The organism is Halorarius litoreus (assembly GCF_024362405.1).
Taxonomy (GTDB): Archaea; Halobacteriota; Halobacteria; order Halobacteriales; family Haloarculaceae; genus Halorarius; species Halorarius litoreus.
This window is the reverse complement of the sequence record NZ_CP101454.1, coordinates 1,146,380-1,158,626: the sequence shown is the minus strand read 5'-3', so window position 1 is coordinate 1,158,626 and position 12,247 is coordinate 1,146,380. Positions and strand designations below refer to the sequence as shown.

Here is a 12,247-nt window from a genome sequence, read left to right as displayed (position 1 = left end):
TATGTCTACCCTGTCTGCGCCCTCGGTCGGAGTCGGTGACACGATGCGGCGAGCCTCGATGATACTGCTCGGGCTCGTGTTGCTAGCGTTGTCGATACTCAACATCGTCGTCAGTGACGCGGACCTGTGGCTTCGGCTCGTCGAGTCGGGACTCCCGACCGGGCTCGCGCTGTTCTTCCTCGTGTTCGCTATCCACCTCTACGAGCGCAACGAGCAGCCGGACGCGATGGTCGTCATCACCGGCTGGGCGCTGGCCGGCGGCGCCGTCACCGGCGCGCTGGGCGTCTGGCTGCTTGCGGTCGTCTCGCTACAGGGGGAGGTGATTCGCGACCCCTCGTACGTCGTCGCCAGCGCGGCCACGGTGGGGGCGACGTTCGGTGGTGCCGCGGGGTACTACCACGCCCAACTCCGCGACACCGCCTCGGAGCTCCAGCGACAGAACATGCGGCTCGACGAGTTCGCGAGCATCGTCAGCCACGACCTCCGGAACCCACTGAGCGTGGCGATGGGCGGGACCGAACTGGCGAAGGAGACCGGGAACCCCGAGGACTTCGAGCGGGTCCATCTCGCCCACGAGCGGATGGACCGGATGATCGGCGAACTGCTCACGCTGGCCCGGCAGGGGGTCGACCTCTCGGACCTCGAACCCGTGTCGCTGCAAGCGGTCGCCGCCGACGCCCAGCGGACGGTCGGACAGGACCTCGACATCAGGTTCCACGACGACACGAAGCTCCGGGCGGACCCCGAACGGCTCGCCGCCGTCTTCGAGAACCTCTTTCGCAACAGTGTCGAGCACGGCTCGACAAGCAGTCGGGACGGCGAGAGCCGTCCAGACGACGCCGGCGAGCACGCCGGCCCGACCATCGAGGTCGGCCTGCTCGCGAACGACGACGGGTTCTACGTCGCCGACGACGGCCCCGGCATCCCACTAGACGAGCGTGACGACGTGTTCGACCAGGGGTACACGACCGCCTCACAGGGGACGGGTATCGGCCTCGCCATCGTCCGCCGGGTCGCGGACGCCCACGGCTGGGACGTCCGCGTGACCGAGAGCGAATCGGGCGGCGCGCGGTTCGAGTTCTACACCTGAACGGCCAGCCCCGCCGGCGGGGTGTCCGGCAGGTCGGCCCCGGCGACGAGTTCCTCCCACGAGTCGCCGGTATCGTCGCTCCGGTACACGCCGCGGTTCGAGCAGACGACGAACGTCCCATCGTCCACGGCTCGCACGACGGCCCGGTAACAGCCCTCACCGTGCGGGAGGGCGTCGAGGCGTTCCCAGTCTGCGTCCCCCTGCTTGCGATACACGGAGGAGACGCCCTGTCGGTGGGCCTGCATCGCGGAGCGGGCCGCAGACATGATGCGCACGTCGGGGTCGGCTGGGTCGATGGCGACGCTCCAGCAGTAGCGCTCGTCGAGGCCGGCCTGGGGGAATGTCCACGTGTCGCCGCCATCGCGCGACTCCGCGTAGCCGTCGCCCGCCGCACAGTAGAGCCGCCCGGGGGCGTCGGGATGGGTCGCGAGTTCGTGCGTGTCGCGCCGCGCCTCGGGCACGCGGTCGCGCCACGTCGCCCCGTCGTCGTCCGTACGCAGGAGCGCCCCGGCCTCGACGGCGACGTACCACCGACCCTCACGGGTGGGGTCGGGTTCGAGCCACCGGACGTGGTGGGTGTCGGGGCGCGGCGGGAACGACCAGCTGTCGGCCGAGTCGAGCGTCGTCAGTTCGGGGAGTCGGTCCCAGTCGTCGCCGTCGACCGACCGATACACGGCGCTGGGTTCGGTACCGGCCCACCACGCCTCCGGGCCGCGGGCGACCGCGGTGACGTGGCCGTCGAGGACGCGCTCGGGGTCGTCGCCGAGCCGGTAGAGCCCGTCCCACGTCCCTGCGAACGACTCGCCGTCGGCCGCGGCGAGACACTCGACGTCGGCGAGGGCTGTCGCCGACACCGCCCCGTTCCCGATGGCAAGCACGCGGTCGGGAAACGCGGCGTAGAGGTCCATTACTCGGTCTCCTCGCCGCCGCCGGCGAGCAGCTTACGGAGCAGAAGCAGCAGGACCAGCGCTGCCGCGGCGAGTGCGACCGCGCGCAGTCCCTCCTCGTCGTCAGAAAGCTCCGGGCGCTCGGCCGCGGTCCGGGTCTCGGTCGACTCGTCGGGTGTCTCGACGGTCACCGTGTCGTCGTCCTCCTCGACGGCCTCCACCTCGACCTCGGTGTCGCCGGTCTCGGGCTCGGCTTTCGCCTGCTCGGTGGCCTCGACCTCGACGCTCGTGTCCTCGGCGTCTTCAGCCGCTTGGTCGTCTGATTCGCTCGTGTCCTCGGCTTCTGCCTCTTGTGTCTCTTCGGTGTCTTCCGCAGCTTCTGCTTCCTCGGGTTCTGTCTCGTTGTCCGCTGCTGCCGTGGCTTCCGCTTCCTCCTCGGCTGCCCGCTCGGCCTCCCACGAATCGAGCTCGTCCTCGCGCTCGGGGAGCCACCAGACGACGTTGTTCCCCTCCCGCTTTCGGCGGAGGAGGTCGTCGTCGACCAGCTCCTGCAGGCGCGAGCGGGTCGTCCCTCGGGTGATGGGCAGGTGCCCGGCGACCTCGGTGGTCGTCATCCGGGGAGCGTCGTTCGAGCGCAGCACCTCGAGGATGGTCTCGTCGTCGACAGATGTGGACATGTTAACGCGTTCGGCGGCCGCGAACTTAAGCCCACCAGCCGCCGTCACTATCGCGAGACACGTCGGCTGCGACGGTCCGAAGGTTCAAGTTGGAATCCGGGACCAGCCTCCCCGTGCGCTGACCGATTGCCCCGGTGCGTCGCGCGGGTGTGCGACACTGCGTGCCGGGTGCGGGCCACGGTGTCGCCTGTTCGCCCTGCGACAGCCGTGGCTGGCGTCGCCGGTTGTCACTGCGGCCACCGCGTCAGTCGTGGCCGGTTGTCACTACGGCCACCACGTCAGTCGTCGCCCGCGGCCCGCGCTTCGGCCTCCTCGTCGCTCTCCTCGGCCAGCGCCTCGCGTCGCTCCCACCGCTCGGCCCGCGGCCCCTCTAGCTCCACACTCGGGAGGAGGTCACGCAGGTAGCGGCCGGTGTGTGAGTCGTCCAGCCGTGCGACCTCTTCGGGGGTTCCCTCGGCGACGATGTCCCCACCGTTCTCACCGCCCTCGGGCCCGAGGTCGATGATGTGGTCGGCGTTCTTCACGAGGTCGAGCTCGTGTTCGACCACCGCGACGGTGTTCCCCTCGTCGGTGAGCCGCTGGAGCACCTCGATGAGCTTGCGCTCGTCGGCGGAGTGAAGGCCCGTCGTCGGCTCGTCCAGCAGATACAGCGTCTCGCCGGAGTCCTTCTTGCCGAGTTCCTCGGCGAGCTTGATGCGCTGGGCCTCGCCCCCTGAAAGGGTCGTCGACGGCTGGCCGAGCCGCATGTAGCCGAGCCCCACGTCGCGCAGGAGTTCGAGCCGGCGGCGAATCCCCGAGTGGCTCTCGAAGAACTCGTACGCCTCGTCGACCTCCATCTCCAGCACGTCGGCGATGGTCGCACCCTTGTAGGTCACGTCGAGCGTCTCGTCGTTGTACCGCGAGCCGCCGCACTCCTCACACGGGACGTACACGTCCGACAGGAAGTTCATGTCGATCTTCACGGTGCCCTGCCCGCCACAGGCCTCACACCGCCCGCCCTTGACGTTGAAGGAGAAGCGGCCGCGCTCGTAGCCGCGCTGTTTCGAGAGTTTGGTCTCGGCGAACAGCTCGCGGATGTGGTCGAAGACGCCGGTGTAGGTCGCCGGATTGGAGCGGGGGGTGCGGCCGATGGGCGACTGGTCGATGAGCCGCACGCTCTCGATCTGGTCGATGCCCTCGATGTCGTCGTGCTCGCCGGGGTAGACGTCGGTGTCGTTCATCCGCCGGACGAGTCCCTTGTAGAGGATTTCGTGGAGGAGCGTGGACTTCCCCGAGCCGGAGACGCCCGTAATCGCCGTGAAGTTGCCAAGCGGGAACTCGACGTCGAGGTCCTTGAGGTTGTGCTGACGCGCTCCTCGAACCGTGAGGTGCCCGTCGGGGTCGCGCCGGGTTTCGGGGATGGGAATCGCCTTCCGACCGGCGAGGTAGTCGCCCGTCAGCGAGTCCTCGGCGGCCATCACGTCCTCGACGTCGCCGTTGACGACGACCTCGCCGCCGCGTTTCCCAGGACCGGGACCCATGTCGATGACGTTGTCCGCCCGCCACATCGTCTCCTCGTCGTGTTCGACCACGATCAGGGTGTTCCCGAGGTCGCGGAGCCCCTGGAGCGTGTCGAGCAGCTTGTCGTTGTCGCGCTGGTGGAGCCCGATGGAGGGCTCGTCCAGCACGTAGAGGACGCCGACGAGTCCGGAGCCGACCTGCGTGGCGAGGCGAATCCGCTGGCTCTCCCCACCCGAGAGCGTGGAGGCCTCCCGGTCGAGCGTCAGGTACTCGAGGCCGACCTCCTCCATGAAGCCGAGCCGCGCGCGGATCTCCTTGAAAATCTCCTCGGCGATGGTGCGCTCGCGCTCGGTGAGGTCGGCTTCGAGCCCCTCGAAGTGGTCGAGCGCGTCGCCGATGCTCATGCGGTTGACCTCGGTGATGGACGTGTCCGCCACCAGAACGGCCCGTGACTCGGGCTTCAGGCGCGTCCCCTCACACTCGGGGCACGTCGTCGTCGCCATGTAGTTCTCGATGTGGTCGCGCGCGCGGTCGGAGTCGGTCTCGACGTACCGGCGCGAGAGGTTCTCCATCACGCCCTCGAACCGCTCGGTCTTCTCGCGGATGCCGTTCTTCGTCCGCCACGAGAACTCGACCTGGTCGTCCGTGCCGTAGAGGAACTGCTCCTGTACGTGGTCGTCGAGCTCCTCGAACGGCGTGTCGACGCTGACGCCGAAGTGTTCGGCGACGTTGTCCAGCTGCCGGCGGTAGTACGACCGGTTGTACGACCAGGGTTCGAACACGTCCTTGATGGGTTTCGACGGGTCCGTGACCACGAGGTCCTCGTCGACCTCCTTCGTCTCGCCGATGCCGTCACAGGCCGGACACGCGCCGTGCGGCGAGTTGAACGAGAACGACCGCGTCTCGATCTCGGGGAGGTCGATGCCGCAGTGGGTGCACGCGAGTTCCTCCGAGAACGTCACCACGAGTCGGCCGTCGTCCTCTCCGGCGAGGTCGCCCGTCGCCCGGGTCTCGCTGCCGAGGTCGACCCCTTCGGGGGGGTCCGGCAGGATGACCTTCAGCGTGCCGTCGGCCTCCTCGAGTGCGGTCTCGACGGAGTCCGTGATTCGGGAGCGGGCCTCCTCGCTCACCTTCACACGGTCGACGACCACGTCGACGGTGTGGTTGTAGTTCTCGTCGAGCTCGGGCTGCTCCGTGGTGAGGTCGTACGCTTCGCCGTCGACCTCGACCCGCGAGTACCCCTCGGAGACGAGTTCCTCGAACAGGTCCTCGAACGCACCCTTCTGGTCGTGGACCACGGGCGCACAGAGCTTCGCGCGGGTGCCCTCGGGGAGCGCGAGGATGCGCGAGACCATGTTCTGGGCGCTCTGCTCGCCGACCTCGCGGCCACACTCGGGGCAGTGGGGCGTGCCGACCCGCGCGTACAGCAGCCGGAGGTAGTCGTGGAGTTCGGTGACGGTCCCGACCGTCGAGCGGGGGTTGTTCGCGGCGTTCTTCTGGTCGATGGAGATGGCAGGTGAGAGTCCCTCGACGTTCTCGACCTGCGGCTTGTCCATCTGCCCCAGGAAGTTCCGCGCGTACGCCGACAGCGACTCGATGTAACGCCGCTGTCCCTCGGCGTAGATGGTCTCGAAGGCGAGCGAGGACTTCCCCGACCCCGAGAGGCCGGTGACGACGGTGAACTCCTCGCGTGGGATGCGGACGTCGATGTCCTTGAGGTTGTGCTCCTCGGCACCCCGGACATCGATGTACTCCTTCGTCATTGGCTGTGCCAAGGTTCGGGGCCGGGAAACCCTGTCGGTACGCGGCGAAAGTGGAGGGTTTCGACCCCCCGCCCACCGACACCGGTTTGCGTCATTCCCGTGACGCCGACGTATGCTCGACGAGCACGGCCGCGTCCTCAACGGCGTCGTCTGCGACGGCGACAGGTTGAGAACCACGCACGACGAACCACGGCCATGACCGACTCCGACGCCGATACAGACACCGACTTCGACCTCGACCAGCGCGCGTGGGGACTGGCCGAGGCTGCCGATGCCGAGGTGGCGTCAGTCACAGTGGACGAACTCGATGCGGAGCGCGGCGACGAGGGGGTCGTCGTCGTGGACATCCGCGACATCCGGGAGGTGTGGATCGAGGGCTCCATCCCGGACGTGGAGCACGCGCCCCGCGGGATGCTCGAGTTCTGGGCCGACCCCGAGACGGTGTACTACAAGCCGTTCTTCCACCCCGAGAACCGCTACGTCCTCTACTGCAACGAGGGCGGGCGGTCGGCGCTCGCCGCCAGGCGCCTCCGCGAGATGGGCTACCCGGACGTCGCACACCTCGACGGCGGGTTCACGGCGTGGCAGGACGCTGCCAAGCCGACCGTCGACGTCCCCCAGAAGGACTACAGCAGCCGCTGAGCCGACGGCTGTCACGGGGGCGATAGCTTGAGGAACCGGGCAGGTGAACACCCCGCCATGCCCGACGACCCCATTGCCGGCGTCGACCTCACCGGCTCCGACTACGTCATCAGACAGCAACTACTCCGGAACAAGTACCGCATCTACGACGACAGCGGGCGGCTCCTGTTGCAGACGAAACAGAAGCTGTTCAAGATGCGAGAGGAGTTCCCGTTCTACGACGCGAACGACAATCCGGTGTTCCGGGTGAAAGCCAAGAGCGTCTTCGACTTCGCGGGCGACTACACGCTCATCGAGGAGGGGTCGGGTGACGTGATCGCCGTCCTCGAGAAGCAGTTCACGTTCTTCAAACACGTCTGGCGAATCCGTTCGCCCGACGGCGACGTCTGGGCGACCATCGAGTCCGAGAGCGCGCTGCTGGAGGCCGCACGCAACTTCCTCGGCGTCATCGGCTGGTTCCCACACACCTACTCCATCACCGGGCCGAACGGCGAGCCCCTCGGGACGCTGAAGGGGCGGTTCTCGCTGCGCGACACCTACGACCTCCACGTCGAGGACACCGGCGACGCACCCAAGGAGGCCATCGTCGCGGCGGCCATCGCCATCGACGCCCTCGAAGGGAACTGAGGCCGTGAGCGTCCTCGACACCATTCTCGGGAGTCTGGTCTGGCTGTTCCTCCTCGTCATCGGGTTCGGACTCGTCGTCTACGCAGTCAACCGCGCGGGGAACGTCCGGGCGATACGCACGACGCCGACCACCGACGCCGGGTTCGTCTCGCCCGGCACTACCGAAGTGGTGGGGACGGTCCACGCGCGGACCACGCTGGAAGCCCCGCTCACCGGCACCGAGTGTGTCGCCTACGAGTGGCAGATCGAGGAGAAGGACCGCGACGCCGGCAACCTGCTGAAGGACTGGGACACGCTCGAACAGGGTGGTGGGACCGTGCCGTTTGCCGTCCGCGACGGCACCGGCGAGGTGCTCGTCGACCCGGCCAAGAAGGGGCCTGGTGTCAGCGACGAGCCCCGGGACCTCCCGACGGGCGAGACCGAGACCGAAGGCTGGCTCGACTCGGGGCTCCCGGACGACCTCGACCTCCCGGCGTCTCGAAGCCGGAGCGGAGGTGTACGTGCTCGGTGAGGCCGCCGAGGTCGGCGAGACGACCATCGAGAACTACGTCCGCGAGCGGTTCGTCGTCTCGACGAGTTCGGAGACGCGAACGGCGCTGCGGCACGCGGGCCAAGCGGTCGTGGCGTTCCTCCTCGGCGTCGTGGTGGTCGCCGTGAGCGGCTGGATACTGCTGTCGACGGTCGGCCTGCTGTCTGTGAGGGCTCGACGGTGTTCTGCCCGGTATCCGTCCGTGCGGACGACGAAACGGCTAAACGGCCGCCCGACGAGCGGCCGACATGGAAAGCGACTTCGACGCAGCACTCGGTGCGCTCTCGCACCCGGTTCGACTCGGCCTCGGCGTCGTGGTCGGTGTCGCTCTCGGAACGCTCCTCGGCGTCGCCACGGACAACTTCGCGCTGTGGCTCCCGGCGTTTCTCGGCGTCGGCGTCGCCATCGGCGTCGTGCTCGCGACGCAGGAGTGACTACACCGTCTCGGGGAGCCACCCGCCGTCGACCTCGACGTTCTGTCCGGAGATGTAGTCGGCGTCGTCGCCACAGAAGAACAGCAGCGGCGCGACCAGATCCTCGTAGCTTGCCCACCGGCCGCGTGGCGCGTCGTCGGGGAACTCGTCGGAGTTCTCGACGACGTACGGCGAGACGGCGTTGACGGTGATGCCGTCGTCCTGTGTGTCGGCGGCGAGCATCCGGGTGAACATCAGCACCGAGTTCTTGGCGGCGAAGTACGGGAAGTTCTTCGGCGAGACCAGTCCCTTCTCGGCCGAGGCGTAGCCGACGTTGACGATGCGGCCCCACGACTGCTCGCGCATCGGCCCGAGCGCCCGCTTCGAACACAGTACCGTCCCGTAGTAGTTCGTTTCGACGACGTTCGTCCAGCGGTCCCACTCGATATCCGCCCAGTGACTCGGTGCGAAGTTGCCGACGTTGTTGACGAGGAGGTCGACGCGTCCCAGTTGCGCCTCGACGCGGTCGAACAGCGCGTCCACGTCGGCCGGGTCGGTCACGTCGGCGCTCGCGGTCGTCGCCTCGACCCCGCGCTCGCGGGCGTCGTCGGCGGTCTCGGCTGCGGCCTCGTCGCTGGTGTTGTAGTGGACGCACACGTCGGCGCCGTAGTCGGCGAGCGCGAGCAAGAAGGCGCGACCCAGTCCCGTGGCGCTCCCGGTGACGAGCGCGACGCGGCCGTCGAGGTCGGGTTGCATACCTCGGCGTTCGCTACCCACCGGGATAGGCGTGCTGGGGGCTCGACTACGGCAACGCATTTGACCCACCTCCTTTTGACTTCGCGGCCCGGATGGGCGTCCATGCGACGACGCGACGCCCTCCGCGCGGCCGGCGTAGCACTCACTCTCCCGACGCTCGCCACCGGTGCGAGCGGTCGAACCGTGCAGTCCGGGTTCCAGCCGCTCGGCCGCGTCCCCCTGACCGGCGCGAAGGAAGCCGTCGTCGGCGACGACGGGTTCGTCTACGTCGCGGTCACCGACGGCTTCGCCGTGGTCGACGTGTCGGACCCTGCTGCCCCCGAGATCGTCTACGAGGACCGGAACGTGCTGGGCGACCACGACGACGGCCCCATGCGCGGCATCTACGACGTGAAGGTCGACGGCGACCGGCTCGCGGTGACGGGCCCCGCGAACCCCGGCCCCCAACTGCGGGCCGTCGTCGTCTACGACGTCTCCGACCCGACCGCTCCCGAACAGGTGTCGGTCCACGAGACCGACTTCTTCAACCACAACTGCGACATCTCGGACGGCGTGGTCGCGCTGTGTGGCAACGACGGCGACCGCAACCCGCTCGTCCTCGTCGACGCCGAGACTGGCGAGGAGCTCGGCCGGTGGTCGGTCGTCTCACAGGACCCGACGTGGCAGGACGTGCGGTTCATCCACTGGCCGCTCCACGACGTGACCCTCGACGGCGACGTCGCGTATCTCGCACAGTGGGACGCCGGCACCTGGCTGGTGGACGTCTCCGACCCGACGACCCCCGAACTCGCGGCGAAGGTCCGGGGCCAGGACGCCTCGGAGTTCGTCGACCTGTCGAGCGACGCCTCCTCGGAGGCGGGGCGCCAGCCCCCCGGCAACGACCACTTCGCCGCGCCGAACGACGACGGTACCATCGTCGGCATCAGCGTCGAGGCGTGGGACGTCGACAACGACCAGCCGGACGTGCGGCCGGGGTCGGTCCACCTCTACGACGTCTCGGACCCCGCCTCCCCCACCAAGCTCTCGGAGATCGAGGCACCCCCCACCGACGACGAGGACGTCACCGGCGTCTGGACCACCTCGCACAACTTCGAGATTCGCGGCGACCGGCTGTTCACCTCGTGGTATCGGGGTGGGGTGAAGGTCCACGACATCTCGGACCCCGCGAACCCGCGGGAGTTCGCCCACTTCCGGGACAGCGCGACGACGAGCTTCTGGACCGCACAGTACGCCACCGAGTCGTTCTTCGTCGCGTCGAGCCGGAAGGACCCCTCGCAGACGGAGTCGTCGTTCGCGGACGGTCCCGGTGCGGCCATCTACACGTTCCCGGTGCCAGATGGCCCGGTTGCCACCGCCACGCCGACCGCCACACCGGCGTCGGGGTCGCCGACCGCCACGGCCTCACCGACCGCCTCGCCGACGGCCCCGAGCGAGTCGCCGTCGCCGACGACCGGCGCGAGCGGCCCCGGTCTCGGCCTGCTCACGGGGGCAGCGGCGCTCGGGCTCGGGGCAGCGTGGCGTGCGCTCCGCCGCGAGGACGAGTAGCGCCTACAGCGCCCGCTCCACCTTCGACGCCACCTCGCGCGCTTTCTCGGCGAGCGGCTCGGAGAGGTAGCCAGCGTCGACGGCCGCGTCGAGTTCGTCGTCGTCGACCCGCCGGACCTCGCCGTCGGGGCCCTTCACCACGTCGACGTGGAGGTCGACGTACCGCACCTGGTCGGGGAACACCTCGACCGGCGTGCAGACGTTGACGTACGTGCCTCGTCGGGTGCCGTCCTCGCCCCGATACACCGTCGCGTACCACCAGCGACCCTCGACGAACTTCGTGATGGCGACGTCGCCGGCCGCTCGCTCGACGCCGAGCGCGTCGTACGTCCCGCCGGGGTGCATCTCGCGTTCGAGCGTGATGCTCCCCTCGGGCTCGCGGTTCGTCACCTCGCCGCGACCGAGCGTGATGAGCCGGCCGTCGGGCTTCCCGTGACCGATGGCGACGGTGTCGCCCTCGACGGGGCCGAACTGCCGGGTGACGACGTCGAACGGGAACGCGCCGCTCGCGGGTCGCTCCGCTCCCCGCTCGCCGTCGGCGGCTGAAGCCGCCCTGGGCCCACAGATGGCCTCCGCGAAGTCGACGGCGGCGCTCGCGGCGTTCGTCGCGGCCTTGATGCGGTGGTGGCCGGGCATCGTCGGGGTGACGCGCCCCCGATACTCGTCGAGCGCGAACCGACCCTCGCGGCCGAACCAGACGTGGGTGGTGCCGAACGGTGCCACGAGTTCACCGGGTGCGTCGTCGGGGTCGGCGGCCGCGAGTCCGGTGTCGATGTCCTCGGCGGCGTCGGTCGCCGCCCGGAGCGCATCGGCGAGCGCGTCCATCGACGCCTCGTCCTCGTCGCGCCCCCAGCGGACGGCCCAGCCCTCGGGCGGGTCGACCGGCAGGAGGTCTTCGAGGTTCGCCGCGCCCGTCCGCTCGCTCGTGCCGCCGCGGACGAGTCGCACGAGATCGGTCTCGACGTCGAGCGCGGTGTCGAGCGTCGGCCGGTTCGAGCCCCACGGCGGTTCCGGGGTCCGAACCTGCACGACCAGCGTCTCGTCGCCCTCCAGATACTGCTCGCTGTTGTCGTACGGGAGGAACCCCTCCGCGTCGCCTAAATCAACTACGGCCCCCGAGCCGAGCGTGTCGGTGACGACGCCCTGGAACACCGCGCCCGCGGGGGCGGGGTCGGCCCATGCGAGCGTGTCGCGCGAGAGCGCCTGGAGACGGGTGCGGGCGGTCTCGACGTGCTCGGGCGTGCCGACGAGCGTGAGTCCCTGCCGGTCGAACGTCGTCTCGGCGCGCACGTCGGCGGGCGCGACCGAGAACTCGGTATCGAACCGCTCTCGGATGGGTGGTGAGGCCTGCACGACCGCGTGGTCCTCGTCGCCGTTGTGGAACAGTTCGGTGACGGCGGTGGTGTAGATGCCGCGGACGCGGACGTTCACAGTGCCTCCGGGGTGGTAGCGAACCGGGTGCGGCCGTGCCGCCCGGCGAGCGTCAGCTCGACGACGTCGTCGGCGAGTACGCGCCCGTCCTCCACGGCGACGCCCCAGGTTTCGAACCGGAGCCACCCCTGCAACACGGCGGCGTGCGTGTAGGTGTCGAGGAAGCGCACCGTGTGTTCGGCGAATTGGGCGGCGCTGTGTGCGAGGTCCATGTCCGAGTAGACGACTTCGCGGTCGAAGAACGCCTCCAGTTCGGTGGCGGTCTCGTCGACGGCGTCGGCGACGAGTTGGGAGGCACGCTGGAGGTCGTCGGTGTCGAGTCCGACCTCGCGGAGCGCGGCCTGTTCCCGCTGGTCGAAGTGCATGGTCGGGGTTCGGGGTGGTGGA

The 12,247-nt window shown here is 69.2% G+C and carries 12 protein-coding genes; 6 read left to right on the top strand and 6 right to left on the bottom strand.

Features of this window, described 5'->3' with window-relative positions; genetic code table 11:
- Positions 1–43: 43 nt before the first annotated feature.
- The gene (locus NL126_RS05825) at positions 44–1,090 is read left to right on the top strand and encodes a sensor histidine kinase (protein WP_255197980.1); all 1,047 of its coding nucleotides are present in this window, start codon (positions 44–46) and stop codon (positions 1,088–1,090) included.
- Here NL126_RS05825 and NL126_RS05820 read toward each other — a convergent pair.
- From NL126_RS05820 to uvrA, 3 genes are all read right to left on the bottom strand, one after another.
- A complete protein-coding gene (locus NL126_RS05820) occupies positions 1,081–1,998 on the bottom strand; it encodes a WD40/YVTN/BNR-like repeat-containing protein (protein WP_255197979.1) in 918 nt (305 codons plus the stop codon). The genes NL126_RS05825 and NL126_RS05820 overlap by 10 nt on opposite strands.
- A complete protein-coding gene (locus NL126_RS05815) occupies positions 1,998–2,654 on the bottom strand; it encodes a helix-turn-helix transcriptional regulator (RefSeq protein ID WP_255197978.1) in 657 nt (218 codons plus the stop codon). The genes NL126_RS05820 and NL126_RS05815 overlap by 1 nt, the downstream gene beginning before the upstream one ends.
- Positions 2,655–2,932: 278 nt before the next feature.
- A complete protein-coding gene (uvrA, locus tag NL126_RS05810) occupies positions 2,933–5,917 on the bottom strand; it encodes an excinuclease ABC subunit UvrA (protein ID WP_255197977.1) in 2,985 nt (994 codons plus the stop codon).
- 195 nt (positions 5,918–6,112) lie between these two features.
- On the opposite strand from uvrA, the gene NL126_RS05805 reads away from it, so the two are divergent.
- The 4 genes from NL126_RS05805 (at position 6,113) to NL126_RS05790 (ending at position 8,149) form a co-directional block, all read left to right on the top strand.
- Positions 6,113–6,559 (top strand): rhodanese-like domain-containing protein, encoded by a 447-nt coding sequence (locus NL126_RS05805; RefSeq protein WP_255197976.1) that lies wholly within the window; start codon positions 6,113–6,115, stop codon positions 6,557–6,559.
- 57 nt (positions 6,560–6,616) lie between these two features.
- Positions 6,617–7,186, top strand: a complete 570-nt coding sequence (locus NL126_RS05800) for an LURP-one-related/scramblase family protein (RefSeq protein ID WP_255197975.1) — start codon at positions 6,617–6,619, stop codon at positions 7,184–7,186.
- A 4-nt stretch (positions 7,187–7,190) separates the two neighbouring features.
- Entirely contained in the window at positions 7,191–7,697 is a 507-nt protein-coding gene (locus tag NL126_RS05795) for an E3 ubiquitin ligase family protein (RefSeq protein ID WP_255197974.1), read from the top strand.
- Positions 7,698–7,963: 266 nt separating this feature from the next.
- Positions 7,964–8,149 (top strand): glycine zipper domain-containing protein, encoded by a 186-nt coding sequence (locus tag NL126_RS05790; RefSeq protein ID WP_255197973.1) that lies wholly within the window; start codon positions 7,964–7,966, stop codon positions 8,147–8,149.
- Here the strand turns inward: NL126_RS05790 and NL126_RS05785 are convergent, their stop codons facing one another.
- Entirely contained in the window at positions 8,150–8,884 is a 735-nt protein-coding gene (locus tag NL126_RS05785; RefSeq protein WP_255197972.1) for an SDR family NAD(P)-dependent oxidoreductase, read from the bottom strand. It lies immediately after the preceding gene.
- A 102-nt stretch (positions 8,885–8,986) separates the two neighbouring features.
- Between NL126_RS05785 and NL126_RS05780 the strand changes: the two genes are divergently transcribed.
- The gene (locus tag NL126_RS05780; protein ID WP_255197971.1) at positions 8,987–10,429 is read left to right on the top strand and encodes an LVIVD repeat-containing protein; all 1,443 of its coding nucleotides are present in this window, start codon (positions 8,987–8,989) and stop codon (positions 10,427–10,429) included.
- 3 nt (positions 10,430–10,432) lie between these two features.
- On the opposite strand, the gene NL126_RS05775 is transcribed toward NL126_RS05780, so the two are convergent.
- Positions 10,433–11,860, bottom strand: a complete 1,428-nt coding sequence (locus NL126_RS05775; protein WP_255197970.1) for a ribonuclease FAU-1 family protein — start codon at positions 11,858–11,860, stop codon at positions 10,433–10,435.
- Positions 11,857–12,225, bottom strand: a complete 369-nt coding sequence (locus NL126_RS05770) for a DUF7532 family protein (RefSeq protein WP_255197969.1) — start codon at positions 12,223–12,225, stop codon at positions 11,857–11,859. The genes NL126_RS05775 and NL126_RS05770 overlap by 4 nt, the downstream gene beginning before the upstream one ends.
- Positions 12,226–12,247 lie beyond the last annotated feature (22 nt).